Origin of the sequence: Cobetia sp. MB87 (assembly GCF_011319755.1) — a bacterium.
Classification (GTDB): Bacteria; Pseudomonadota; Gammaproteobacteria; order Pseudomonadales; family Halomonadaceae; genus Cobetia.
On the sequence record NZ_VFBC01000005.1, the window covers coordinates 338,884 to 365,604 of the forward strand.

Consider the following 26,721-nt stretch of genomic DNA (forward strand, 5'->3'; position numbering starts at 1 on the left):
CGGGGGATGTCCCTCACCAACCTTGAGCGTGAGCAGCCATGTCCTCAACGACATACGATGTCCTGATTGTGGGTGGCGGCGTGTCCGGCACCGCCCTTCTCTATGAACTCGCCCGCTACACCGACCTCAAGTCGGTCGGCCTGGTGGAAAAGTACGACCACGTCGCGATCGTCAACTCGCACGGTCGCAACAACTCCCAGACCATTCACTGCGGCGACATCGAGACCAACTACACGGTCGAGAAGGCGCGTGTGACCAAGCGCACCGCGGGCATGGTGGTCAATTTCGCCACCAAGCTCAGCGAGAGTGAGCGCGATTACATCGTCTACAAGTATCCGAAGATGGTGCTGGCGGTCGGTGCCAAGGAATGCCAGTTCCTGCGCAAGCGTTTCGACACCTTCAAGCAACTGTTCCCCAACCTGAAGCTGCTCGAGCGTGATGATATCGCCGAGCTGGAGCCGAAGGTGGTGGAAGGTCGTCGTCCTGACGAGGAAATCGTCGCGCTGGGTTCCACCGATGAATACACCGCCGTCAACTACACCACCCTGTCGGAGGCCTTCGTCAGCGAGGGCGAGAAGGCAGCGGCCGAGAAAGGCATGAACTTCGACGTTCGCCTATCGACCGCCGTGGAAGACATCCGCAAGGAAGGTGACGTCTACAAGGTCAAGACCGACAAGGGCGAGCTCAGCGCACGCTATGTCGTGGTCAGCGCCGGCGGACACTCCCTGCTGTTCGCCCACAAGATGGGTTACGGCCTGGACAAGTCCTGCCTGCCGATGGCCGGCTCCTTCTACTTCACTCCGAAGGTGCTCAACGGCAAGGTCTACACCATCCAGAACGAGAACCTGCCGTTCGCCGCCGTCCACGGCGACCCGGACGTGCTGGTGGAAGGCAAGACCCGCTTCGGTCCGACCGCCTTGATGCTGCCGCTACTGGAGCGCTACAACGGCAAGACCTTCTGGGAGTTCCTCAAGGTGCTGCGCATGGACCGCAACGTCGTCAAGGCCCTGTGGGACCTGATGAAGGTGCGCGATATCCGCAACTACATCTTCAAGAACTTCATGTTCGAGGTGCCGGTGCTGCGTGAGCGTCTGTTCCACGGAGACATCAAGAAGATCGTGCCGAGCCTGGACGTCAAGGACGTCAGCTTCGCCAAGGGCTTCGGTGGCGTTCGTCCGCAGTTGATCGACAAGAGCAAGCAGAAGCTCGTGATGGGCGAAGCCAAGATCAATCCGGGTACCGGCATCGTCTTCAACATGACGCCGTCACCGGGTGGCACCAGCTGTCTGGGCAATGCCGAGAAGGACATGTATCTCGCTCAGGAATTCCTTGGCTTCAACATCGACAAGGACGCCTTCGAGCGTGACCTGCTGACCGGCGAGATCGAACTGACCGAGATCGAGCGTCCGGAAGCCTCCTCACTGATGTAAGCCTCTTTCGAGACACACATCGGGATGAGCATCAAAAAGCCCCGCCAGCGATTGCTGGCGGGGCTTTTTGATGGGCGACTGACTTGATGGGCGATTGGCGGAATTCGGCCTCAGGACACCGATTGGCCCGACCGGGCAATAGGCTCATGTACCGCATGCAGACGCTGGATCAGCTGATCCTCCAGCGCGAAACGCTCGGTCAGTCCCTGCTGCAGACGAGCCAGCCATTCCGGCAGTCGTGCGCGATAGTGCTGGCAGCGGGTAGGGCTGGAGAAATCCTCATCGAAGGACAGCACCAGCTCGGTGGAGGGCTCCAGACGCTGCATCAGCTGCTCACAGACCGCCAGTGCCGCGGTGTCCTCGAAGACACGGCCTTCTTCCTTGAGCTGGGGATAGACCTCGAAATGCCCCGCCGAGATGTAGTCCATCAGAAGCTCGATGAAGCGATTGACGCGCGTCATCTCGAGCTGCTCGAGGTCACTGACGCAAGCCTCGTGCAGATCCATGAAGCAGACCAGCATCTCGCGTCGCTGATCCAGCCAGCGATCAACCAACTGATGAACGCCACGAAAGCGTTCCGCCGCAGTGGTGCATTCCTCCAGCATGGGCGCCTCCTCTGGCATGACCCGAACGATAGGGGCTGACATCCGGTGCTCGCCCCGCTGCCAACCCACTATCCTCCATGCCGTGCACGCTGCCAACCCCCCACCATGGTGGCAGGATATATTGCCTCAACGGCGGAAGCTGCTCCACAGCATCGCCAGCGGTACCAGCGCCAGCCCACAGAAGCCGATCAGCGACCACTGCGGGATCGAGAGACCCAGCCACTGCGCGCTGATCTGGGCGCACTCACCGGAGGCGTTGAGCACCTGGGTGATCACGTCCCATACCGGCAGCACTTCCAGCATGTAGTTGAGGCCCGGGCCACAGGCCGGCACCTGATCCGGCGGCAGAGACTGCAGCCAGATATGACGCCCCGCCAGCACGACCGCACCGATGCTGCCGGCCAGTGCGCCCAGCGCGTAGATGCGTGTGCCGACGCGCCCGGGGCCATGCAAGGCCCCCAGCAGGAAGAAGACGCCTGCCACGGCCACCGCCACGCGCTGGAAGATGCACAGCGAACACGGCGCCAGATCGAAGGCGAACTGCAGCACGAAGGCCACGCCCAGCAGAAAGGCGCACCCCAGCGCTCCCAACAGACACCATTGACGCCCGCTCCAGCTCGCCAGTCCGCTCTTGCGCGCTACCGGCTGCTGCCCCGATTGTTTGTCCGCTTGTGTCATTTGCCGTCCTTGCCGGTAAAACTCCAGTGGAGTCATGGGTGAGAAATGACGCAGCCGCAAGGCCTTCAAGGCCCTGCGACTGCATTGAGGCATGCACCACGTCGTGCCCCGCAACCGCGCTCAATCAGGCGGCACAGGCCACATACATCATCGGCGCCTCAAGCCTGAGGCGCCGATGATGAAGCGATAGCCGAATCCGTCACTATCAGCGACTGACGCCTATCATGCCGTGTCGTGATGACCTGAACATGAATTGGCGTTGCGTCACGAGATCACGCCGGTTGCGTGCCATGGGCGGACGCGAAGTACTCGGCCATGAAGGTGTCGAAATCCTGATGATCGCCCTTCTCGATATCGCCCTGCTGCTGCAGCGAGGTCTCGACCAGCTGATCAAGCAGATAGCCGCGCGCACGCTCCGTCGGCTCTGACTTGAACTGCTCGGCCTGGCCCTTGGCCAGCGCCAGCACTTCGTCGACGAAGTTGCTGCCGTTGTCCAGCATGCTGGTCAGCAGACGGCCCGACGGTGTGGTCTGCGCATCGTCGAAGCGCGGCGCGAGCGCCGCCAGCGCATCACGGTGCGCGTTGCCTGTCTTGTCGCCACTGTCGAGCAGGCCCGCGACCTCCCCCAGCTCATCCATGATATTGGCCGCCAGATCACGCAGGCGACGCTCTTCACCATTGACGCTCAGGGTCAGTTCCGGATCACGCCCTGCCTCGACCACGCGACGCTTGCTGTTGTCGAGCGTGGCGCATTCCTCGTCGTCGATCCACGGACTCTCGGTCAGCAGACACCAGATCAGGAAGGTATCGAGGAAGCGGATCTGCGTCTCGTCGATCCCGACCGGCAGGAAGGGGTTGAGGTCCAGACAGCGCACTTCGATGTATTCGACACCACGCCCTTCCAGTGCCTGACTGGGCGTCTCGTTCTGCCGGGTGACACGCTTGGGACGGATGTCAGAGTAGTACTCGTTCTCGATCTGCAGGATGTTGCTGGAGAGCTGCGACCAGCTGCCATCGGCCTGCTTGACACCCAGCTTCTCGTAGTCCTTCCACGGCGTAACGATGGCGTGACGCAGCGTCCCGACGAAGTTGTCCAGCGAGTTGAAGCAGATCTTGAGCTGTGCCTGGACCTTGTTCTGATAGCCCAGGTCCGACATGCGCAGGCTGGTGGCATAGGCCGAGACCAGGCTGCGGTCCGCCTGACGCTTGAGGCGATCATCATTGCCGCCATCAAGGAAGCTCTCATCGATGCCCGGCGAGGCGCCGAACAGATAGAGCAGGACCCAGCTGTGGCGACGGAAGTTGCGGATCAGCTCGAAATAGCGACGTGAGCGGAAGTCACGCGCATCTTCCGCCTCTGCCCCTTCCAGCCCCTGCAGCAGGCTCCAGAAATCATCCGGCAGCGAGAAGTTGTAATGGATACCGGCAATCGACTGCATGATGCGTCCGTAACGGACATCCAGCCCCTTGCGGTAGACATGCTTCATGGTGCCGCTGTTGGAGGTACCGTAGTCGGCGATCGGCACGCTGTCGTTGCCGTGCAGGCGCGGTGGCATGCTGGCCGGCCAGATCAGCTCATCGCCCATGTTGCGATAGCTGAAACGATGCAGGTCAGCCAGAAACTCCAGCGACTCCTTGGGACGAGTGGACACCGGGGTGATGTACTCGAGCAGAGACTCGGAATAGTCCGTGGTGATGTACGGGTGGGTCAGCTTCGACCCCAGAGAACGCGGATGCGGCGTCTGGCTGATGTCACCGCCAGCGGTAACCCGCAGGCCTTCCTTCTCGATACCACGGCGCAGGCGCCCGAAGAGACCCTGACGGGCCTGGGGCGTGAGTCGCGCAATGGCGGACGCGAGTTGCTCGGACAAGGTATGAACCCTTTCGCATGGGGAGAAGCCCAGCCTCTCCGGTCGAATTGGATGACCATGGCCCGCGTGCTGCACCGGATGCCATGCAAGACGCGAACGGCAGGTACCGTTCGCGTCAGGTCAGTATGCCCACATTATGGGCGCGTAAAAAATGCTTTCAAGGCTTATGATTTCGACTTGCGCGCATTGAGCAGTGCTGCCGCCATCGCATTGTTGGCCGGTGCCGCGCCGCCGCTTGCACCAGAATTGCCGCCGCGACCGCCACGCTCCTGACGGCCACCGCCGCCTTGCGAGCGCCCACCGCGACCGCCCTCTGCGCCGCGTCGTGCCTCGCCTGCCGCGCCTTTCTCAGCGGGAGTATCGCTCATGCGCATGCTCAGCGCGATACGCGCACGCGGGATGTCGACTTCCATCACCTTGACGCTGACGATGTCGCCCGCCTTGACCACCTCTCGCGGGTCGGCAACATATTTTTGCGACAGGGCAGAGATATGTACCAGGCCGTCCTGATGCACGCCGATATCCACGAAGGCTCCGAAGTGAGTCACGTTGGTGACGACGCCCTCAAGCTTCATGCCCGGCTCGAGATCCTTGAGGGTCTCGACGCCTTCCTTGAACTCCGCGAAGCGGAATTCGGGGCGCGGGTCACGCCCGGGCTTGTCCAGCTCGCGCAGGATGTCGGTCACCGTCGGCAGCCCGAAGTGCTCATCGGTGAATTCCGTCGGCTTCACGGTGCGCAGGAAGGCGCTGTCACCCAGCAGACTCGGCAGATCACGCCCGTGCGCCTTGGCGATGCGCTCGACCAGCGGATAGGCCTCCGGGTGGACGGCACTGGCATCCAGCGGATTCTTGCCGGAGGCGATGCGCAAAAAGCCGGCACACTGCTCGAAGGTGCGCGGGCCCAGGCGGCTGACTTTCAGCAATTCCTGACGTGAAGCGAAACGGCCATTGGCATCACGATGCGCGACGATATTCTCGGCAAGCGTAGCATTCAGGCCAGCCACACGTGACAGCAGCGCACTGGAGGCCATGTTGAGGTCGACACCGACACCGTTCACGCAATCCTCGACGACGGCTTCCAGACTGCGTCCCAGCTGCACCTGGCTGACATCGTGCTGGTACTGGCCGACGCCGATGGACTTGGGCTCGATCTTGACCAGCTCGCCCAGCGGGTCCTGCAGACGACGCGCGATGGAGACCGCGCCGCGGATGGTCACGTCCAGGTCCGGGAATTCGCGGGCCGCATACTCCGAAGCCGAGTAGATGGAAGCGCCAGCCTCGTTGACCATCACCTTCTGCAGGCGACGGCCGGACAGGCGCGTCAGCACGTCGGCGGCCAGCTTGTCGGTCTCACGCGAGGCAGTACCGTTGCCAATGGCGATCAACTCGACATCATGCCGCTCGACCAGCTTGACCAGCTCGGCCACCGAGGCGTCCCAGCGATTGTGTGGCGCATGCGGATAGATGGTGGCCTGATCGACATACTTGCCGGTGGCATCCACTACCGCGACCTTGACGCCAGTACGCAAGCCCGGGTCCAGGCCCAGCGTGGCCTTGGGTCCTGCCGGCGCTGCCAGCAGCAGGTCCTTCAGGTTGTCGGCGAAGACCTGGATGGCCTCCTGCTCGGCACGCTCGCGCAGGCGGCCGATCAGCTCGCTTTCCAGATGGGTATAGAGCTTGACCCGCCAGGTCCAGCGCACCACTTCCTTCAACCAGCGGTCCGCGGCACGCCCCTGATCCTCGAGCGAGAAATGCGCCGCGATGGCGCCTTCCATCGGGTGACGCGGCAGGTCGTCTTCGCCTTCCAGCTTGAGCGCGAGGCTCAGCACGCCTTCGTTACGACCCCGCAGCATGGCCAGTGCACGGTGCGAGGGTGCCTTGTGCAGCGGCTCATCATGCTCGAAGTAATCGGAGAACTTGGCGCCCTCCTGCTCCTTGCCCTTCATGACGCGCGAACTCAGGATGCCGTCGTCCCACAGACGTTGACGCAGGCGACCGACCAGCGCGGCGTCCTCCGCGAAGCGCTCCATCAGAATCTGCTTGGCGCCATCCAGCGCCGCCTTGGTATCGGCCACGTCCTTGTCGGCAGCGACGAAGCCGGCCGCCTGAGCCTCCGGCTCCAGCGTCGGGTCCGCGAGCAGCGCATCGGCCAGAGGCTCAAGCCCCGCTTCACGCGCGATCTGGGCCTTGGTACGGCGCTTCTTGCGATACGGCAGATAGAGATCTTCCAGACGCTGCTTGCTGTCGGCGGCCAACACATCCCGCTCAAGCGTGGCGCTCAGCTTGTTCTGCTCGGCGATCGACTCAAGCACTACCTGACGCCGCTCCTCCAGCTCACGCAGATAGCGCAGGCGCTCTTCCAGCTGTCGCATCTGGGTGTCATCGAGTCCGCCAGTGGCTTCCTTGCGGTAGCGCGAGATGAAGGGCACGGTCGCGCCGCCATCCAGCAGCTCGACGGTGGCGGTGATCTGTTCTTCGCGCACCCCAAGCTCACCGGCCAACGCCTGCTGAATGCGGCGAGTGGTGGCAGCGGGCGACAGCGTCGGTGCAGGACGGGAGGTGGTAGCGTCGGTTGCAGTAGCGTCCATGAAACGTCAGTCCCTTACAGCAGAATTCATGCGGCAATATACAGACGGCCCGGTCGTGGAATCGACCGGGCCGTCTGTATCACGATGCCGTCACGTTACCACAAAGCGGCAAGATTGCTTTAGCCGCTCACTGCGCCAGCCGAGATGCATCCAAAGCGCTTCACGCGGGCACGAAGCGCAGTGCGACGCCGTTGTTGCACCAGCGCAGGCCGGTGGGCTTGGGGCCATCCTCGAAGACATGCCCCTGGTGCCCGCCACAGCGCGCACAGTGATATTCGGTGCGCGGCCAGACAAGTCCGTAGTCGGTCTTGGTCAGAAGGCGTCCTTCGATATGATCGAAGAAGCTGGGCCAGCCGGTGCCGGATTCAAACTTGGTGGCAGAAGAGAACAACGCCAGATCACAGCCGGCACAGCGATACTCACCCTCGCGATGCTCCTTGTTGAGCTCGCTGGAGCCAGAACGTTCGGTGCCCTCCTCGCGCAGTACGCGATACTGCTCCGGACTCAGGCGTGCGCGCCATTCGTCTTCCTCGAGGGTCAGCGGCGTGATGTCCGAACCACGCTCGAGTTCCAGCTCCGGGCGCGCGGCAGACAGCCTGGGCAGCGCCAGCATCGCTCCGCCTCCCAGCACCAGCCCCATGAATTGGCGACGTTGCATGACATATCTCCTTGTAGCAATGAACGGCAACACTGACTTCTACGCGCAGCAGCCAGCGTTGGATGCATGCGCCATGAGAAAGCCCCCACGATGCTGCCATCGCGGGGGCTTGGGTCTCATCGGCTGACGCCAGCCATCGGGTCAGATGCGCAGACCACCATCACACTCGATCACTCGCCCGGTGAAGTAGTCATTGTCGAAGATGAAGGCCACGCTGCTGGCGATATCTTCCGGGCGGCCCAGGTCGCGCATCGGGATGCCACTCTTGATCTTGTCGAGCATCTCGGGCTTCATGCCGGCGGTCATCTCGGTGGCGATGAAGCCCGGCGCCACGGCACCGACGCGAATCTTGTAGCGTGCCAGCTCCTTGGCCCAGGTCACGCTCAGCGCCGCGACACCGGACTTGGCAGCGGTGTAGTTGCTCTGCCCCATGTTGCCGGCGCGCGAGATGCTGGAGATATTGACGATCACCCCCGGCTGGCCGGCCTCGATCATCTGGCTGGCCGCTTCACGCGTGCACAGGAAGACACCGGTCAGATTGACATCGATGACCTGCTGCCAGCTGGACAGCGACATGGTCTTCTCCACCACGCCATCACGCGCCTTGATCAGCAGCCCATCGCGGGTGATGCCAGCATTGTTGACCAGACCGCTCACCGGCCCCAATGCGCCCTTGATGGCCGAGAAGGCCGCGGTGACGGAGTCCTCTTCCGCGACATTGGTCACGAAGCCCTGCGCCTTGATGCCGGCAGCCTCCAGACTCGCGACGGCGTCATCCAGGCCGTCCTGCTCGATGTCCAGCAGCGCCAATACCGCTCCCTTATCGCCCAGATAGCGCGCCATGGCCAACCCCAGCCCACGAGCGCCGCCCGTAATCGCGATGACCTTGTCGTCAAGCTTCATGTCCCGTCTCCCAGGTTGTCTGCCGGCAGTGAGGAACGTCTGCCGGATGCGAGGCCCGCATGCCGTACGGGCGTCACGATCTATGTGTCGAGTGACCCGCACCGCGTCCTTCAGTGTTGAGCGTCATCGTGACAGAGAATGCCTCGGGATGACGCCTGCTGCCAGCTCGCGGTGAGTTTTCATGATGCAGTGCAACAGATCGCGGCGTGTCCTGCCTCAACGCAGGCGAGATCCGCCAACGCAACGCACTGACGGCGTCAACAGCGTGCACGAAAGCAGGGAATGCTGATGAGTGAGCCTCGGCCCGCCCCCTGCGGCCGTCATGGGCTCGGCCTGTCCGGCTATCCCTGCTCAGCTCTCGCTGCCCAACTCGCCCTGTCCGGCTCTCTCTGTCCAGCCCTTCTATTGTGCACTGCAACATACAGCATGGCACCGCTACTCCTACAGCGCCAGCCATGCACGCCGCCGACCATCAGTGGCTCATCAGTGGCTCATCAGCGGTTCATCAACAGTTCAGGGCCCGTTCATGAGCCCGATTCGACTGTTCCCCATCCGGCGGCTGGTTTACCCTTGACGCATTGGCGCAACCTGCTATCTACCTGCTTCGGGAGAGACGATGCCCATACTGTTAGTGATTACCCTGTTCGGGTTATTGGATTTCGTGGTGCTGTTCAGCCTCGGCAGCCAGATCGGCCTGCTGCCGACCCTGGCGCTGGTGCTGATCACCGGCGCCGTCGGCCTGCATCTGATTCGCCGTGAAGGTCGCGCGACACTGTTGCGCGCCCAGGAGCGCCTGCAACGTGGCGAGATGCCTTCCGGCGAGCTGATGGAAGGCGCGGCGCTCATCTTCGGCGGCGCCCTGTTGATGGCGCCGGGCTTTCTGTCTGACGCCTTAGGCCTGCTGTGCCTGCTCCCCGCCTCACGGGGACTGTTGACGCGCGGCCTGAGCGGCAACGGCGCGATCGCACGCTTCTTCAAGGGCCGCTTCTCGGCTGCGGGAAGCTCGCGCAGCACCCGCACGGGCGACTGGGAAGCCGACGCCAGTGCTGACAGTGCATCACGCAGCGATGGCGATCAGCAGCACGCAAGCGGCAACCGTGCAGGACAGCAAGGCAACAGCCAGCAGACCGGCGAGCCGCTGGAAGGCGATTACATCAGCCGTGACGAGCCGCGCCTCTAGCGCCTTGTCACGCACAAGCACCACGCGCAATCGCCTGCTTGAGAGTCATGTTTGAAAGTCTTGCATGAGAACGATGGGCCCGGTACTGGAAGCCAGTGCCGGGCCTTCTTGATTCGGGATACCTCGCCTCACAGGCCCCATCATGCTCTTCTGTCCTCTTCTGTTCTGTAATGACCTGCCCTGTCCTGCCCCTGTGCCAATGCCAGTCACTGGTCGGATTCGCGCTCCGTGAGCTACCCGTCCGAACCTCGCATCCTGCAAGGACGCTCCCCCTGACCGATGACCACCCTCTGGCGTCTTGTACCAATGGACACCGTCTGGAGGCTGCCAGCTATATGCCTACGGTGAACGGCTCGGATACACTCAAACCGTTGATTCATCTAGTGGAACCTTGCGGAAGACAGACTGCACTCAGGGTGCGTAGCTTTCATGCGACGCACGAGATGCGCCGATTTGAAATTTTTTTATGATCGCCTACTTGAAAGCTGTCCCCCCGCCACCATAAAAGCGGTGCAATGGATAACGGCCACGCCCCCAGCGGCGGGGCCCAACACTCGGTAGGCAACCCCATTGAACGCCAGACTCACCGACAAAGAACGGGAGCTGGCGGGATTTACCATCAGGAGAACGTGAGCAATGAACATTCGTCCCTTGCACGATCGCGTCGTGGTTCGTCGCGTGGAAGAAGAACAGAAAACTGCAGGTGGCATCGTTCTGCCCGGCAGCGCCCAGGAAAAGCCGACCCGTGGCGAGATTCTCGCCGCCGGTAACGGTCGCATCCTCGAAAACGGTGAAGTTCGCCCGCTGGACGTGAAAGTCGGCGATACCGTGATCTTCAAGGATGGCTACGGCGTCGAGAAGCAGAAAATCGACGGCGAAGAGGTGCTGATCATGAGCGAGAGCGACATCCTCGCCGTGGTGGAAGGCTGAGTTTCAGCTTTTTCGGGTTCCAACGCTTCGACTTACTGATTAAAGGTAGAGATAAACATGGCTGCAAAAGACGTTCGTTTCTCCGATGATGCACGCAAGCGCATGGCGCGTGGTGTCAATGTCCTGGCCGACGCGGTCAAGACTACCCTCGGCCCGAAAGGCCGTAACGTGGTACTGGAAAAATCCTTCGGTGCTCCGACCGTCACCAAGGACGGCGTTTCCGTCGCCAAGGAAATCGAGCTGAAGGACCGCTTCGAGAACATGGGCGCCCAGATGGTCAAGGAAGTCGCTTCCAAGACGTCTGACGTGGCTGGCGACGGTACCACCACCGCCACCGTGCTGGCTCAGTCCATCGTCAACGAAGGCCTGAAAGGCGTGACCGCGGGCATGAACCCGATGGACCTGAAGCGCGGCATCGACAAGGCCGTCATCGAAGCCGTCAAGGCCGTGCGTGAGCTGTCCGTGCCGTGCACCGACACCAAGGCCATCGCCCAGGTCGGCACCATCTCCGCCAACGGCGACTCTCGCATCGGCGAGATCATCGCGGAAGCGATGGAGAAGGTCGGCAAGGAAGGCGTCATCACCGTCGATGAAGGTCGTGGCTTCGAAGACGAGCTGGAAGTGGTCGAAGGCATGCAGTTCGATCGCGGTTACCTGTCTCCGTACTTCGTCACCAACCAGGACACCATGGCGGTCGAACTCGAAGACCCGTACATCCTGCTGGTCGACAAGAAGATCTCCAACATCCGCGAACTGCTGCCGGTGCTGGAAGGCGTTGCCAAGTCCGGCAAGCCGCTGGCGATCATCGCCGAAGACATCGAAGGCGAAGCGCTGGCGACTCTGGTCGTCAACACCATGCGCGGTATCGTCAAGGTCGCTGCCGTCAAGGCACCGGGCTTCGGTGACCGTCGCAAGGCCATGCTGCAGGACATCGCTGTCCTGACCGGTGGCACCGTGATTTCCGAAGAAGTCGGCCTCAACCTCGAGCAGGCCAACCTGGATCACCTGGGCACCGCCAAGCGCGTGACCATGTCCAAGGAAAACACCACCATCATCGATGGCGCCGGCAACGAAGGCGATATCGAAGCTCGCGTTTCCCAGATCCGCGCTCAGATCGAGGAAACCTCCTCTGATTACGACCGCGAGAAGCTGCAGGAACGTGTCGCCAAGCTGGCCGGCGGCGTTGCCGTCATCCGCGTCGGTGCTGCCACCGAAGTCGAGATGAAAGAGAAGAAGGCTCGCGTCGAAGACGCCCTGCACTCCACTCGTGCAGCCGTCGAAGAAGGCGTCGTGCCTGGCGGTGGTACTGCCCTGGTTCGCGTACTGGGTCAGCTGGTCGACCTGAAAGGCGACAACGAAGATCAGACTCACGGTATCGCCATCGCACTGCGTGCCATGGAAGCGCCGCTGCGTCAGATCGTCACCAACGCCGGTGAAGAAGCCTCTGTCGTGCTCAACAACGTCAAGGCTGGCGAAGGCAACTACGGTTACAATGCCTCTACCGGTGTCTACGGTGACATGTTCGAGATGGGCGTTCTGGACCCGGCCAAGGTAACCCGTTCTGCACTGCAGTCCGCGGCCTCCATCGGCGGTCTGATGATCACCACCGAATGCATGATCGCTGAAGATCCGGAAGACAAGGCCGCTGCCGGCGGCGGCGACATGGGTGGTATGGGTGGCATGGGTGGCATGGGCGGCATGATGTAAGCCAGCCTCACCCCACGACTCCCCCGTCGTGACCCGAACCGCTCCTGCGCAAGCAGGGGCGGTTTTTTCATGCCTGTCATCCGGCGAGCGCTGCGAGCTCCGCACGGTGAGCAGCGCGGCTCTCGGCACCTGACGCCTCCCGCTCACCACGCTACACTAGGCGCCACTTTTTGCCGCGACCCGAGTCATTGCGCTTGGTGATGACAGTGCATCGAGGCTGACGATGTATTGATGCTGAAATGCATACGGTCACGACCGATGACGCCAACCGCTCAGGCCGCGCGCCTCGCTTGCCCAGGACCTTCTCATGACTGATACCCCCGCCGCTTCCCCGACCACTAGCGCCCTCGACAATGTGCGTGTCGTGCTGGTGCAGACCTTCCACCCCGGCAATATCGGCGCCACCGCTCGCGCCATCCTGACCATGGGCATCAAGGACCTGGTGCTGGTCAATCCGCGCTGCTTCCCCGATGAGGAAGCGACACGCATGGCCAGCGGTGCCGCGGAGCTGCTGGAAAATGCGCGCGTGGTCGAACGCCTGGAAGACGCCGTCAATGACTGCCAGCTGGTCATCGGGGCCAGTGCTCGCCTGCGCAGCGTTCCGCTGCCCCACTTCGATGAGCCACGCGAGATGGCGGCGCACGCCATGGATATCGCGCGCGATGGCAAGGTGGCGCTGGTATTCGGCCGCGAGCGCTTCGGACTGACCAACGAGGAGATCGCCTGCTGCACGCATCAGGTATCGATCCCCACCAACCCGGACTACGGTATCCTCAACGTCTCACAGGCCGTCCAGGTGCTGGCGCACGAGTGCCGCAGTGCATGGCGCCTGACGCTCGACAAGCCTCAGGAGGCGCCTGTTGCGCGCCGTGAGGATGATCAGCTGCCGACCCGCGAACAGCTCGGCTACTTCCATGAGCATCTCGGTCGCGCCCTGCAGGGCTCCGGCTTCCTCAACCAGCCCCACTCCCAGACCGAAGAACGCCTGCGCGCCCTGTTCGCGCGTGCCGAGCCGACACGCCGCGAGCTCTCCATCCTGCGTGGCATGCTCTCCAATCTTGAGCGCCAGACGGCAGCGGCGAACGCTGGCACAGACAGCGAGCAGAGCGACCACGAGGCGTCCTGAGTCGTGCACGGCCGCCCCGTCATGTACCGAGACTCGGGCCGTTGCCACTTGGCTCTTGCCCACTTGGCTCTTGCCACTTCGCAACAGCCTGTCAGCGCAACGTCATCCTTCTGACATGGATCAAGGTGCACTGTAGACCTTCCGCTATGCTTGGTAGGCAAGACGTCAGGCACCGCAGAACCCGTCACACAGCTTAGGTATAGCGATACCGGCACAGACATACGGCACAGACCCATGCAGTAGCTGCAGCCCAGCAAGGAGTTCACGTGCGAAGGCTGCAGTGTCAGGCAAAGGCTCCTATGCGACCTTGAGACCTGCCATGCAGGTCGAGAACTGCCGCAAGAGCAGGCAGACGCCGCCACGCCAGCACATGAAAGGCCGCGTGGCGACGCCCCTTGAGCACCCACACGAAGAGCCGACCCTGATCCCATCCACGACCATGGACTCACGGAGCGCCTTTACATGACTCAGACAGCCGCACGACAGACTCAGACCCCGGACGCGGAACAGCTGGCCAGCGACATCCACCAGCTGGAAGCTCGCCTGCTCAAGACCGACCCGACGCAGGAACCGACGCTCTACCGCAGCCTGTACTGCACGATCTCGCTACGCCAGATGCAACTGCTGGCCAAGGTCAGTCAGCCCGCAGCCTCGCAGGCGCATTGAACAATGCCAGATCAGGTGGTTGGCAGGTGGCGACTGCTAATGGCCAGCAACGATCAGCAATGACCAGCAGCCACCCGTAACGACCAGGCATGAAAAAACCGCCACCCCGAGGGGTGGCGGTTTTTTTCGTCCCCGCATGAGGGAGAACCTCAGACAGGATACCGATTCGGAGACGCTGAGGTGGCAACCAGAGGCATGTCACCTCAGCGTGGATCCGGACACCCCACCTCACGAGGAGGCGAAGTGTCTCGGGATCACTCCTGACCCAGCTGCTGCTTGATCAGATCACCGATGGTAGTCGGGCCGTTGCTCTCGACTTCCTGGGTACGCGGCTTGGCAGCATCGCGACGCGGTGCTTCAACCTGGTCCTTGGACTTGACGGACAGGTTGATCAGGCGGCTCTTGCGATCCACACCGACGATCTTGGCTTCGACAGCATCGCCGACGCTCAGGACGTTGCGTGCGTCTTCGACACGGTCAGCGCTGATTTCAGAAGCCTTCAGGATAGCGATGACGTCAGTCGCCAGCTCTACCTGAACTTCCTTGGCATCGATGTCGACAACACGACCGGACACGATGGCGCCCTTGTCGTTGACGGCCAGGTACTCGGAGACCGGATCGCTCTCGAGCTGCTTGACGCCCAGAGAGATGCGCTCACGTTCCGGATCGATGGACAGGATGACCGCTTCAGCTTCTTCGCCCTTCTTGTAACGACGCACGGCTTCTTCGCCAGCTTCGTTCCAGGAAATGTCGGAGAGGTGAACCAGGCCGTCGATGCCGCCTTCCAGACCGATGAAGATACCGAAGTCAGTGATTGACTTGATGGTACCGGAGACACGGTCGCCCTTGTTGTGCTTGCCGCTGAAGTCTTCCCACGGGTTGGTGGTGCACTGCTTGATACCCAGGGAGATACGACGACGCTCTTCGTCGATGTCCAGAATCATCACTTCCACGTCATCGCCGACATTGACGACCTTGGACGGGTGGATGTTCTTGTTGGTCCAATCCATTTCGGATACGTGGACCAGACCTTCGACGCCCTCTTCCAGCTCGGCGAAGCAGCCGTAGTCGGTGAGGTTGGTGACGCGTGCGTTGATCTTGGCGCCTTCCGGGTAGCGAGCCTTGATGTTGACCCACGGATCTTCGCCCAGCTGCTTGAGACCCAGAGACACACGGTTGCGCTCGCGGTCGAACTTCAGCACCTTGACATTGATCTCGTCGCCGACAGCAACGATCTCGGACGGATGCTTGATGCGCTTCCATGCCATGTCGGTGATGTGCAGCAGGCCGTCAACGCCGCCGAGGTCGACGAAGGCGCCGTAGTCGGTCAGGTTCTTGACGATACCCTGAATCTGCTGACCTTCCTGCAGAGTGGCCAGGAGGGCTTCACGCTCAGCGCTGTTCTCGGCTTCGAGGACGGCACGACGAGACACGACAACGTTGTTGCGCTTGGCGTCGAGCTTGATGACCTTGAAGTCCAGTTCCTTGTTCTCGAGGTGGGCGGTGTCGCGCACAGGGCGGACATCGACCAGAGAACCCGGCAGGAAGGCACGGATGGTGTTGATGTCGACGGTAAAGCCACCTTTGACCTTGCCGTTGATCACGCCCTTGACGATCTCGTCTTTCTCGAAGGCGGCTTCCAGCTCTTTCCACGCTTCGGCACGCTTGGCCTTCTCGCGGGACAGGCGGGTCTCACCGAAGCCATCTTCCACGGCTTCCAGTGCAACCATGACTTCGTCGCCGATGCTGATGGACAGCTGGCCACTTTCATCACGGAACTGTTCAGACGGAATCTGACCTTCAGACTTCAGACCGGCATTGACAGTGATCCAGTCGCCATCGATATCCACGATGGTAGCGGACACGATTGCGCCCGGCTCCATGTTGATGTCCTGGAGTGACTGTTCAAATAAATCAGCAAAGCTCTCGCTCATGGTATTCCTACATGATCAACGTTTGGGGCGGCTTGCACCGCAGTCTCCGTACCACCAGCAAGCACGGGCCATATCTACATATCCCCGGGGGCGTTGACGCTGGTTCGAGATACACCGGCTTTCCGCTTGCCGCCGATGCACCCCATGACACCTTGCCGGGGGGTTGATGACACCTCGGTGTCATCTGGGTTCTGCATCATCACTCGCGAAGCGAGCGAAACCCGCTGCTGCCCGACCCGGAGGCCGTATTGCAACAGCAGGCGATCAATCCGTTGTTCTGACGATTCACAGGCTGAGACTCGAGTCTCAGCGCGCCGCTACCAGGCCGTATTCGACCAGCAGCTGCTGGATGCGTTCGATCACCTGGTCGATGTCGAGATCCGTCGTATCGAGGATCACGCCGTCGTCTGCAGGCTTGAGCGGGGCGACTGCCCGGCCCATGTCACGCGCATCGCGCGCCTGTATTTCTGTCAAAAGGCTCGAAATATTAGCATCGACACCCGCTTCCTGCAACTGGGCATGACGACGACGCGCACGCTCCTCGGCGCTTGCCGTCAGGAAGATCTTGAGCGGCGCACCGGTGAAGACCACCGTGCCCATGTCGCGACCATCGGCCACCAGGCCCGGCGCACGCGCGAAGGCACGCTGACGCGCCAGCAGTGCGGTGCGCACGCGCGGCTGGGCCGCGATGATGGAGGCATTGTTGCCGACCGACTCGAGACGGATGTCGCGGGTGACGTCCTCGCCTTCCAGAATTACGCTGGTGGCATCGCCTTCGGCATCGAACTGCACATCGAGGTGCTCGGCGATGGTCGCCACGGCATCCTCGTCTTCCAGCGCCACGCCATGACGCTCGGCGGCCAGCGCCGTCAGGCGATACAGCGCACCGGAATCCAGCAGATGCCAGCCCAGGCTCGCTGCCACCAGCCGGCTGATGGTGCCCTTGCCGGCCCCGCCGGGGCCATCAAGGGTCAGCACAGGCGCGTCGCAGATCTGACTGTGATGAGGTGTCGCTTCCCCGCTCATGAAGCCTCCTGGCCGGGTGCCACGGCACCGAGATTCTCGACCTGCATGCCGACTTCCGTTGCCAGCGCGACGAAGTTCGGGAAGGAGGTCGCGACATTGGCGCAGTCATCGATCAGGATCTCGCCCTGGGCGCGCAGCGCCGCCACGCTGAAGGCCATCGCGATGCGGTGATCGCCGTGGCTGTCGACCAGACCGCCACCGTAGGCGCCGCCACGGATGTCGATACCGTCCGCGACCACTTCGTGCTCGACGCCGATCTGCGCCAGGCCATCCGCCATCACCTGGATGCGATCGGATTCCTTGACGCGCAGTTCCTCGGCGCCACGCAGACGGGTCATGCCCTCGGCGTTGGCGGCGGCGATGAACAGCGCCGGGAATTCGTCGATGGCCAGCGGCACCTGGTCTTCCGGAATGTCGATACCCTTGAGCGGCGCATAGCGGATGTGCAGGTCTGCCACCGGCTCGCCGCCGACTTCGCGCTCATTGGAGACGCTCAGGTCGGCACCCATCGCCTTGAGGATGTTGATCACACCGATGCGTGTCGGGTTGATGCCGACGTGTTCCAGCACCAGATCGGAGCCCGGCGTGATGGCCGCAGCGACCAGGAAGAAGGTCGCGGAGGAGATGTCGGCCGGCACGTCGATCGGGCAGGCTTCGAGGCTGCCACCACCGGTCAGCCACGCCTCGGCGCCCTGACGCTCGACCTTGTAGCCGAAGCCATTGAGCATGCGCTCGGTGTGGTCACGCGTCGGCGCCGGCTCGATGGCACGCGTCTCGCCTTCGGCGTAGAGACCGGCCAGCAACAGGCAGGACTTGACCTGGGCGGACGCCATCGGCATCTCGTAACGGATGCCCTTGAGCGGCTGGCCACCGTGGATACGCAGCGGCGGACGGCCGTTCTCGGCAGTATCGATCACCGCCCCCATCTCGCGCAGCGGGTTGGCGACGCGATCCATCGGACGCTTGGTCAGCGAGGCATCACCGGTCAGCTCGGTATCGAAGGCCTGACCGGCCAGCAGACCGGCGAACAGACGCATCGCGGTGCCGGAGTTGCCGACATACAGCGGGCCCGGCGGCTGCTTCAGGCCGTTGAGGCCCACGCCATGAATGGTCACACGCCCCTGATGCGGGCCCTCGATGACCACGCCCATGTCGCGGAAGGCCTGCAGCGTGGCCAGGCTGTCTTCACCCTCGAGGAAGCCCTCGACCTCGGTCACGCCGTTCGCCAGCGCGCCCAGCATGATGGAGCGATGTGACATGGACTTGTCACCCGGCACACGAATGCGCCCCTGAACCTGCCCACCCGGCAGTGCACGGTACCGCACGTTCTGCTGTTCCATTGTCTGATAACTCGTCTGTTTCAAGAGGGTATTGAAGTAGTGTCGGGCGTGGCTTGCGCGGGTGAATATCCCCAGCATCGCCTCACCATCGCCCGCGGTCACGGCAGCGCGCACCCGCGCTACCCCGGCCTCGAATTCATCCAACGCCTCCAGCACCGCATCGCGGTTGGCCAGATAGACGTCGCGCCACATCACCGGGTCACTGCCCGCGATGCGCGTAAAATCACGGAAACCGCCCGCCGCGTAGCGGAAGATCTCCAGCCGCTCATCCTGACGCGCCAGGCTGTCGACCAGCGAGAACGCCAGCAGGTGAGGCAGATGGCTGGTACGCGCCAGCACTTCATCGTGGCGCGCCACGCTCATGTTCAGAAGCTGGGCACCACATACCGACCACATGGCCGCCACACGTGCCACGGCCTCGGGGTCGCTGTCCGGCTCCGGCGTCAGAATCACCTTGTGATCGAGATAGAGCTCGGGATTGGACGCCGCGACACCGCTCTTCTCGGACCCGGCGATCGGGTGACCGAGCACCAGATTCGGCGGCATGCGACCGAAAACGCCGAGCGCCGCGTCGCGGATCGCGCCCTTGGTACTGCCGACATCGGTGATGACGGCGTCATCCTCCAGCAACGGCGCCAGTTCGGCCATCACGCTTTGCATCGCCATCACCGGTACGCACAGCACGATCAGCGAGGCGCCCGGTACCAACGCCGCCAGCTGCGTGCTGCCACCGTCGATCAGCCCCATGCGTTGACCGAGGCAGATCTCGTTGGAGTCACGATCACAGGCGAGAATCTCGCCGCGATGGCCCGCCGCGCGCAATGCCGCGGCCAGCGAGCCACCGATCAGACCCAGCCCGACCAGCAGGATACGCCGCTCGCCGGCCAGGCGCTCCGCTGACGGCAGCGAGGACAGCAGGTCAGACGACGCAGCATGGCGCACGTGGTCAACCTCGCTCACAGCACACCGGCCGGGTAGGACCCGAGCACCTTGACGTCCGCCGCGCATTGACGCAGCTCTTCCAGCGTCGCCGTGATGAGCGGGTCATCGCGGTGGCCACGGAAGTCGATGAAGAAGACATAGTTCCAGGCACCGGAACGTGACGGACGCGTCTCGACACGCGTCAGGTCGATCTGGTGGCGGTGGAACGGCGCCAGCAGGTCGTGCAGTGCCCCCGGCTGGTTGCGCATCGCCACCACGATGGAGGTCTTGTCATCGCCGGACGCCGGCACCGAGCTGTCACCGATGATCAGGAAGCGCGTGGAGTTGTCGGGGCTGTCCTCGATCTTCTCCTCGACCTTCTCCAGCTCATAGAGCTTGGCCGCCATGTCACCGGCAATCGCCGCACTGTGCCACTCGGTGCGCACCTGACGCGCGGCCTCGGCATTCGAGGACACCGCGATGCGCTCGGCGTGCGGGAAGTGGGCATCCAGCCACTTGCGGCACTGGGCCAGCGACTGGGCGTGGGAATAGATGCGCGAGATCTTCTCGCGACGCGTGTTCGGGCCCACCAGCAGGTGGTGGTGAATGCGCAGCACCACTTCGCCGGAGATCTTGAGCTGCGAGCCCATGAACGAATCCAGCGTGTGGTTGATGACGCCCTCGGTGGAGTTTTCCACCGGCACCACACCGTACTGCACCGCACCCGCTTCCACTTCGCGGAACACCTCGTCGATGGCGGCCATCGGCTTGGTCACGGCGCTGTCACCGAAGTGCTTGAGCGCGGCCTGCTGGGTGAAGGTGCCTTCCGGGCCGAGATAGGCCAGGCGGATCGGCTGTTCCAGCGCCAGACAGGCGGACATGATCTCGCGGAACAGACGCGCCATCTCCTCGCCTTTCAGCGGGCCGGGGTTGTTGGCCATGATGCGGCGCAACACCTGGGCTTCGCGCTCCGGGCGGTAGAACTGGACCTGGCCGTCCTCGCCCACGTCACCGGCCGCCAGCTTGACCTCAGCGACCTGCTGCGCGCAGCCCGCGCGCTCGCTGATCAGGTTCAGCAGCTCGTTGTCGATGGCGTCGATGCGCTGACGCAGGTCGTCCAGCGTCACCGGCTTGCCCGTCGCCTGCGACACGGGACTCTGCTTGGAATCCGACATCTCACCTCCTCCCTTAGCCGTGACGGCGCGCGAAGTCGCCCATGAAGTCCACCAGCGCAGTGACGGCAGCTTCCGGCACGGCGTTGTAGAGGCTGGCACGCATGCCACCAACGCTGCGGTGACCGGCCAGATTCAAGAGACCCGCCGCTTCGGACTCGGCGAGGAAGGTCTTGTCGAGACGGTCATCGGCCAGCACGAACGGCACGTTCATGCGTGAGCGGTTCTCGGTCACGATCGGGTTGGAATAGAAGTCGCTGCCATCGATGGCGGCATAGAGCGCCTGCGCCTTGCGATCATTGATCGCGTCCATGGCGGCAAGGCCACCGACCTCGTCCTTGAGCCACTCGAACACCAGCCCGGAGAGATACCAGGCATAGGTCGGCGGGGTGTTGAACATGGAATTGGCCTCGGCGGCCGTCTTCCAGTTCAGCATGGTCGGACAGTCCTTGCGGGCGCGATCGAGCAGGTCTTCGCGCACGATGACCAGCGTCAGACCCGCCGGACCGATGTTCTTCTGGGCGCCGGCGTAGATGACGCCGAAACGGCTGACATCCAGCGGGCCGGACAGGATGGAAGACGACATGTCACATACCAGCGGCACGCCATCCGCTGCCACCTCGGGGATGTAGTCGAACTCGAGGCCGCCGATGGTCTCGTTGGCGGTGTAGTGCAGATAGCCTACATCACCCGAGAGCTGGATCGCGTTCTGGCGCGGCACGGCGATCAGGCCATTGCTCTCGCTGGAGGCCGCCACGTGGCTGCCCACCGCCAGATGCTCGGCTTCCTTGATCGCCTTCTTGCCCCAGATACCGGTGTACAGATAGTTGGCACTGCCACCCGCGCCCAGCAGGTTCAGCGGCACACCCGCAAACTGGGTCGAGGCGCCACCCTGCATGAACAACACGCGATAGTTGGACGGAATCTCGAGCAGTTCGCGCAGGTCCGCCTCGGCCTTCTCGGCGATGGCCACGAATTCGTCGGAGCGATGACTCATCTCCATGACGGACAGTCCGCGGCCCTGATAATCCAGCATCTCGGCGCGGGCGCGCTCCAGGACAGCGGTCGGCAGTGCAGCAGGACCGGCGCAGAAGTTGAACTTGCGTGTCATGTCGTCTTATTTCCCGAAAGTGAAGCGACCGCCCCGAAGGCGGTCGCAATCCAGCGTCTTATTCCGCGTCTGTCGGCGGGGTATCCGTCGACTCGGAATCATCTCCCGCCTGCACCTGTTCATCGGTGCTCAGCGCCTCTTCGTCCAGCTCATCCTGCACCACGACGACCTCTTCCGGCTCGTCGACACGCACCGTCGTCACCAGACGCTCCTCTTCCGCGGTGCGGATCAAGGTCACGCCCTGGGTGTTGCGCGAGGTGGTGGACACCTCGGCGACGCGGGTACGTACCAGGGTGCCGCGGTCGGTGATCAGCATCAGTTCGTCGTTGTCGCTGACCTGCACCGCGCTGACCAGGTCACCGTTGCGCTCGCTGGTCTGCATCGCGATCACGCCCTGGCCACCACGGCCACGCAGCGGGAACTCTTCCAGACGCGTGCGCTTGCCGAAGCCATTGGCGGATGCGGTCAGGATGTAGCACTGCGGCACCTCACCGTTGGCGACGCCGCCTTCCGTCATTCCATCGGTGGCTGCCACATCAGCGCTATCGACACCTTCCGCCGTCGCGTCCGCCGCCTCATCGACCTCGATCTCATTGTCATCGATCGCGGTGGTGCGCGGAATGATCAGACTGATGACCTGTGCATCGTCGAGCAGACGCATGCCGCGTACACCACGGGCGGTACGGCCCATCACGCGCACGTTCTGCTCTTCGAAGCGGATCGCCTTGCCGTTGGAGGACACCAGCATGACGTGGTCGGAACCGGACGTGATATCGGCGCCGATCAGACGGTCACCTTCCTCGATATCCAGCGCGATCAGGCCGACACTGCGCGGACGCGAGAACTGGCTCAGCGCGGTGCGCTTGACCGTGCCGTTGGCCGTCGCGAAGAAGATGTAGCTGTCGGCAGCGTAGTCACGCACCGGCAGGATGGTGGTGACCCACTCGCCGTCATCCAGCGGAATCAGGTTGACCAGCGGCTTGCCGCGCGAGCCACGTGACGCCTGCGGCATCTCGTAGACCTTGAGCCAGTACACCTTGCCCTTGTTGGAGAACAGCAGCACGGTGTCGTGGGTAGAGGCGACCAGCAGGTGCTCGATGACATCCTCGTCCTTCATCGCGGTGGCGGACTTGCCGCGACCACCACGCTTCTGGGCCTGGTAGTCAGACAGCGGCTGGGTCTTGGCATAACCACTGCGCGAGACCGTCACCACCATGTCTTCCTCGTTGATGAGGTCTTCGATGGTCAGGTCACGACGGCTGGTCATGATCTCGGTGCGGCGCTCATCGGCGTACTGGGCACGCACTTCGCGCAGCTCTTCGCGGATGACTTCCATCAGGCGGTCGGCAGAGGACAGGATCTCCATCAGCTCGGCGATGCGCTCGAGGATGGAGGAGTACTCGGCCAGCAGCTTCTCGGTCTCGAGGCCGGTCAGGCGATGCAGGCGCAACTCGAGGATAGCCTGAGCCTGGGCCGGCGACAGACGATAATGCTTGGCGTCCTCGGACAGACCCAGACCTTCCGGCAGATCTTCCGGACGGCAGGAAGTGGCACCGGCGCGCTCGAGCATCTCGACCACCTGGCCCGGCTGCCATTCACGATCGATCAGCTTTTCCTTGGCTTCCGCCGCGCTCGGCGAGCCCTTGATCAGCTCGATCACCTCATCGATGTTCGAGATCGCCACTGCCAGACCTTCAAGAATGTGGCCACGCTCACGCGCCTTCTTGAGTTCGAACAGCGTACGACGGGTGACGACTTCACGACGGTGACGCACGAAGGATTCCAGGATCTGCTTGAGATTCAGGATCTTCGGCTGACCTTCGTGCAGCGCGACCATGTTGATGCCGAACACCGTCTCGAGCTGGGTCTGGGAGAAGAGGTTGTTGACGACCACTTCACCGGACTCGCCACGCTTGGTCTCGATGACCACGCGCAGACCGTCCTTGTCGGACTCGTCACGCAGCTCGGCGATGCCCTCGATCTTCTTGTCCTTGACCAGTTCGGCGATCTTCTCGATCAGACGCGCCTTGTTCACCTGGTAGGGAAGCTCGGTGATGATGATGTGATCACGGCCGTTCTTGTCGTTGTGCTCGATGGTATGCACGGCACGCACGTAGATACGACCACGACCGGTGCGGTAGGCATCGAGGATGCCGGCACGGCCGTTGATGATACCGGCGGTCGGGAAGTCCGGCCCCGGAATGAATTCCATCAGCTCATCGACGGTCAGATCGCCGTTGTCGATCAGCGCCAGACAGCCGTCGATGACCTCGCCCATGTTGTGGGGCGGGATGTTGGTGGCCATGCCCACGGCGATACCGGAGGAGCCGTTGACCAGCAGGTTCGGGGTCTTGGTCGGCAGCACGGCAGGAATGCGCTCGGTGCCGTCATAGTTGTCGACCCAATCGACGGTGTCCTTCTCGAGGTCGGCCAGCAGCTCGTGCGCCAGGCGCGCCATGCGCACCTCGGTGTAACGCATCGCCGCGGCACTGTCGCCATCGATGGAACCGAAGTTGCCCTGACCATCCACCAGCACATAACGCATGGAGAAGTGCTGGGCCATGCGGACGATGGTGTCATAGACCGCACTGTCACCGTGCGGGTGGTATTTACCGATCACATCGCCGACGACACGGGCAGATTTCTTGTAGGCCTTGTTCCAGTCATTGTTCAGCTCGTGCATCGCGAACAGTACGCGACGGTGAACCGGTTTGAGGCCATCGCGGACATCCGGCAAGGCACGCCCGATGATGACGCTCATCGCGTAATCGAGATACGACTGTTTGAGCTCGTCCTCGATGTTGACTGGCAGTATCTCTCTGGCGATCTCACCCATGATTCGTCAAATCCTTGAACTCAACTGTTGGCGCCACTGCAGCAACGACGCATGCTCCGTCGTTACTGCAGCGCGGCAGTGGCGTGAAGCAGACACGGGGTGCCAGCTCCGCGGCACCGAAGTGGCGGCATTATATCACTTGCGAGCGCGCCTAGCAGCTCACACGACGCCGCAAGGACACCTCAGTACGGTAGTACGGCCGTCAATGTGCGCGGCCTGCTGACTCATGCCTCGCCGCTGAGGACGATCAGGCCGTTTCTTCACTGACCAACGCGCCCAGCAGCGCGCCGATCTCGCCGTCCAGCGGCATGGCGCGACCGGTGTCGGTATTCATCAGCACGAAGGTGAAGTCCGCCCTGGAGACCAGCGCTCCGGAGCGCGGATGCACCTCGCCCATGCGCCGCTCCCCCAGATGGATCTCCTGGCGCATGATCATCTTGCGTCGCCCGAGCTCTGACAGCCGCGTGGTGATGACCAGCTCATCATGGACAGTGGCGGGATAGTGCCAATCCAGGTTGAGGTTGACCGCCACCATCGCGATGCCTTCTCGCTTGAGCGCGGCCAGGTCGAGATGCGCGAGCATGAACTCCCAGCGCCCTTCCTCATAGAACTCCAGATAACGGGCATTGTTGACGTGCCCATAGCCATCCAGATGGTAGCCACGCACCGTCAGGGTCGTGCGACTGACGACGTCTGTGTGACTGCCGACGTCTGTATGACTGGCGTCCGCTGCCTGCGGTGGATTGCTGTCGTGTTGCATCCCTGTCTCCCGTCCGTGAAACGATCGCGTCGTGTGGCCATTCTCAGCTGATCTTATGCCTGTGACTGACAGAAAAACAAACGCTTGGCTGAATGATCGTGCCCGCCCCGCTCACCAGCCCGGCAAGACGGCTACTCGCCGGGCGGACCTTGCGGCGGTCTCTCGCCGCCCTCCTCGTCGAGGAAGTGCCCCTTCTCACCCATGAAGCAGCCGAAGATCTGGTTAACCCCCGGTGCGGAGGCGTGATAGTGATAGCCACGCACCGGGTCCGTCTCGCCGCCACACTCATCCAGGTCAGCGGGAACATTGCCTTCCTTGTCCTCTCTGGCATAGATGGCATAGCCATCCAGCGCATAGCCGATCATCGGCGAATGGCCATCCTCCTGAATGCCGATCTCGGAGCAGCCGGTGGCGGTGTGATAGTGATAGCCCTCATGCGGGTTGGCATGCGCGCCACAATCATCGAGCACCCCCAGGGTGTGAGAGCTCAGGATCAGCTCCAGCGGCGCCGGTGGGCCGTACATCACGCCATTGAGCGCCACGCCGGTATTGGAGTGGCCGGCAAGCGAGGTCGGCTCGGCGGCCGGTACCGGCACCTTGGGGATCACGACCGTCTTCTCGATGCCGCCGCCCAGTTCCTCAAGCGGACACTCGAGACAGAAATTGTCGAAGCCGTCGATGGGGTTCGGGTTCCCCGCCACCTCACAACCACGCGCGCCATCGATCACGGTGATCTCGCCCGTGTTGACGTCGTACATCTGCCACTCCTTGTCCTTGTAGAGAGTGGCCAGATTCTTGATGAATTCGCCGTCCACCTGATAAAGGGTGCCCTCGCCATCCATCCAGGTGCCGCCTTCCTCTTCACCGGAGTGGATATTGGGCGGGCAGAATGGCCCCACCGGCGAAGTTTCCGGGTCCGCGGGCGCACCGGCCACACGGAACTGATAGCAGGTCGTCTGCGTGCCGCCGCTCAGGGTGCAATCGACGGTCTCGACCTCGCCGACGATCGCGCCCTCGGCAAACATCTCAGGATCCAGCCCGACCGCCGCCGGGGCAGGCTCGCCGTCCGTGACTTCCTCTGCAACGACTGTCTCTTTCGTGACCGTTGCACTGGTCTCGGCTGCACTGGCCGCCTTGTCGTTGGCGTCATGCTCCTCGCTGCAGCCGAACAGCAACAGGGTCAGCGCCGCCAGCGTCAGTGGTCGTGCCCGTTTCAGCGCGCTCGCGCCCGATGCTCTGCTCTTCACAAAAGCCTCCACTACCGTCTCCTCAGCAGTCC

General features: G+C 62.8%; 20 protein-coding genes. 6 read left to right on the plus strand and 14 right to left on the minus strand.

Annotation, left to right across the window (positions count from 1 at the left end):
• Nucleotides 1-38 precede the first annotated feature (38 nt).
• Nucleotides 39-1,430 (plus strand): FAD-dependent oxidoreductase, encoded by a 1,392-nt coding sequence (locus tag CDPAHKCJ_RS04805; protein WP_166018872.1) that lies wholly within the window; start codon nucleotides 39-41, stop codon nucleotides 1,428-1,430.
• Between the two features lie 110 nt (nucleotides 1,431-1,540).
• Here CDPAHKCJ_RS04805 and rsd read toward each other — a convergent pair whose 3' ends face one another.
• The 6 genes from rsd to CDPAHKCJ_RS04835 all read right to left on the minus strand — a co-directional run bounded on the left by rsd (nucleotide 1,541) and on the right by CDPAHKCJ_RS04835 (nucleotide 8,733).
• Nucleotides 1,541-2,035 (minus strand): sigma D regulator, encoded by a 495-nt coding sequence (rsd, locus tag CDPAHKCJ_RS04810; protein ID WP_166018873.1) that lies wholly within the window; start codon nucleotides 2,033-2,035, stop codon nucleotides 1,541-1,543.
• 126 nt (nucleotides 2,036-2,161) lie between these two features.
• The gene (locus tag CDPAHKCJ_RS04815) at nucleotides 2,162-2,713 is read right to left on the minus strand and encodes a disulfide bond formation protein B (RefSeq protein ID WP_166018874.1); all 552 of its coding nucleotides are present in this window, start codon (nucleotides 2,711-2,713) and stop codon (nucleotides 2,162-2,164) included.
• Nucleotides 2,714-2,985: 272 nt separating this feature from the next.
• The gene (gene gshA / locus CDPAHKCJ_RS04820) at nucleotides 2,986-4,584 is read right to left on the minus strand and encodes a glutamate--cysteine ligase (protein ID WP_166018875.1); all 1,599 of its coding nucleotides are present in this window, start codon (nucleotides 4,582-4,584) and stop codon (nucleotides 2,986-2,988) included.
• A 164-nt stretch (nucleotides 4,585-4,748) separates the two neighbouring features.
• Entirely contained in the window at nucleotides 4,749-7,172 is a 2,424-nt protein-coding gene (locus tag CDPAHKCJ_RS04825) for a Tex family protein (RefSeq protein WP_166018876.1), read from the minus strand.
• Between the two features lie 160 nt (nucleotides 7,173-7,332).
• Nucleotides 7,333-7,830, minus strand: coding sequence for a peptide-methionine (R)-S-oxide reductase MsrB (msrB, locus tag CDPAHKCJ_RS04830; RefSeq protein ID WP_166018877.1), 498 nt, complete (start codon nucleotides 7,828-7,830; stop codon nucleotides 7,333-7,335).
• Nucleotides 7,831-7,971: 141 nt separating this feature from the next.
• A complete protein-coding gene (locus CDPAHKCJ_RS04835; protein ID WP_166018878.1) occupies nucleotides 7,972-8,733 on the minus strand; it encodes an SDR family oxidoreductase in 762 nt (253 codons plus the stop codon).
• A gap of 616 nt (nucleotides 8,734-9,349) precedes the next feature.
• Here CDPAHKCJ_RS04835 and CDPAHKCJ_RS04840 point away from each other — a divergent pair.
• The 5 genes from CDPAHKCJ_RS04840 to CDPAHKCJ_RS04860 all read left to right on the plus strand — a co-directional run bounded on the left by CDPAHKCJ_RS04840 (nucleotide 9,350) and on the right by CDPAHKCJ_RS04860 (nucleotide 14,342).
• Nucleotides 9,350-9,913, plus strand: coding sequence for an FxsA family protein (locus CDPAHKCJ_RS04840; RefSeq protein WP_166018879.1), 564 nt, complete (start codon nucleotides 9,350-9,352; stop codon nucleotides 9,911-9,913).
• 636 nt (nucleotides 9,914-10,549) lie between these two features.
• Nucleotides 10,550-10,843 (plus strand): co-chaperone GroES, encoded by a 294-nt coding sequence (locus tag CDPAHKCJ_RS04845; RefSeq protein ID WP_043331438.1) that lies wholly within the window; start codon nucleotides 10,550-10,552, stop codon nucleotides 10,841-10,843.
• A gap of 57 nt (nucleotides 10,844-10,900) precedes the next feature.
• A complete protein-coding gene (gene groL, locus CDPAHKCJ_RS04850; RefSeq protein WP_166018880.1) occupies nucleotides 10,901-12,550 on the plus strand; it encodes a chaperonin GroEL in 1,650 nt (549 codons plus the stop codon).
• Between the two features lie 307 nt (nucleotides 12,551-12,857).
• A complete protein-coding gene (locus CDPAHKCJ_RS04855; RefSeq protein WP_166018881.1) occupies nucleotides 12,858-13,676 on the plus strand; it encodes an RNA methyltransferase in 819 nt (272 codons plus the stop codon).
• Nucleotides 13,677-14,138: 462 nt separating this feature from the next.
• Nucleotides 14,139-14,342 (plus strand): hypothetical protein, encoded by a 204-nt coding sequence (locus CDPAHKCJ_RS04860; RefSeq protein ID WP_043331440.1) that lies wholly within the window; start codon nucleotides 14,139-14,141, stop codon nucleotides 14,340-14,342.
• Nucleotides 14,343-14,596: 254 nt separating this feature from the next.
• On the opposite strand, the gene rpsA is transcribed toward CDPAHKCJ_RS04860, so the two are convergent.
• The 8 genes from rpsA to CDPAHKCJ_RS13520 all read right to left on the minus strand — a co-directional run bounded on the left by rpsA (nucleotide 14,597) and on the right by CDPAHKCJ_RS13520 (nucleotide 26,689).
• Nucleotides 14,597-16,276 carry a 30S ribosomal protein S1 gene (rpsA, locus tag CDPAHKCJ_RS04865; RefSeq protein WP_043331442.1) on the minus strand — a complete coding sequence of 560 codons (1,680 nt, stop codon included), beginning with the start codon at nucleotides 16,274-16,276 and terminating at the stop codon, nucleotides 14,597-14,599.
• Nucleotides 16,277-16,582: 306 nt separating this feature from the next.
• Nucleotides 16,583-17,302: a (d)CMP kinase gene (gene cmk / locus CDPAHKCJ_RS04870; RefSeq protein WP_043331443.1), complete on the minus strand. Its 720-nt coding sequence runs from the start codon at nucleotides 17,300-17,302 to the stop codon at nucleotides 16,583-16,585.
• Nucleotides 17,299-19,530, minus strand: a complete 2,232-nt coding sequence (locus CDPAHKCJ_RS04875) for a bifunctional prephenate dehydrogenase/3-phosphoshikimate 1-carboxyvinyltransferase (RefSeq protein WP_240916669.1) — start codon at nucleotides 19,528-19,530, stop codon at nucleotides 17,299-17,301. The genes cmk and CDPAHKCJ_RS04875 overlap by 4 nt, the downstream gene beginning before the upstream one ends.
• Before the next feature lie 68 nt (nucleotides 19,531-19,598).
• Nucleotides 19,599-20,738, minus strand: coding sequence for a prephenate dehydratase (gene pheA, locus CDPAHKCJ_RS04880; protein ID WP_166018883.1), 1,140 nt, complete (start codon nucleotides 20,736-20,738; stop codon nucleotides 19,599-19,601).
• A gap of 13 nt (nucleotides 20,739-20,751) precedes the next feature.
• Nucleotides 20,752-21,846 carry a 3-phosphoserine/phosphohydroxythreonine transaminase gene (gene serC, locus CDPAHKCJ_RS04885; RefSeq protein WP_166018884.1) on the minus strand — a complete coding sequence of 365 codons (1,095 nt, stop codon included), beginning with the start codon at nucleotides 21,844-21,846 and terminating at the stop codon, nucleotides 20,752-20,754.
• A gap of 58 nt (nucleotides 21,847-21,904) precedes the next feature.
• Nucleotides 21,905-24,682, minus strand: coding sequence for a DNA gyrase subunit A (gene gyrA / locus CDPAHKCJ_RS04890; RefSeq protein ID WP_166018885.1), 2,778 nt, complete (start codon nucleotides 24,680-24,682; stop codon nucleotides 21,905-21,907).
• A gap of 247 nt (nucleotides 24,683-24,929) precedes the next feature.
• Complete coding sequence (locus tag CDPAHKCJ_RS04895; RefSeq protein ID WP_166018886.1) at nucleotides 24,930-25,442, minus strand: thioesterase family protein; 513 nt, start codon at nucleotides 25,440-25,442, stop codon at nucleotides 24,930-24,932.
• Between the two features lie 131 nt (nucleotides 25,443-25,573).
• Nucleotides 25,574-26,689 (minus strand): YHYH protein, encoded by a 1,116-nt coding sequence (locus CDPAHKCJ_RS13520; RefSeq protein ID WP_166018887.1) that lies wholly within the window; start codon nucleotides 26,687-26,689, stop codon nucleotides 25,574-25,576.
• Nucleotides 26,690-26,721: the final 32 nt, after the last annotated feature.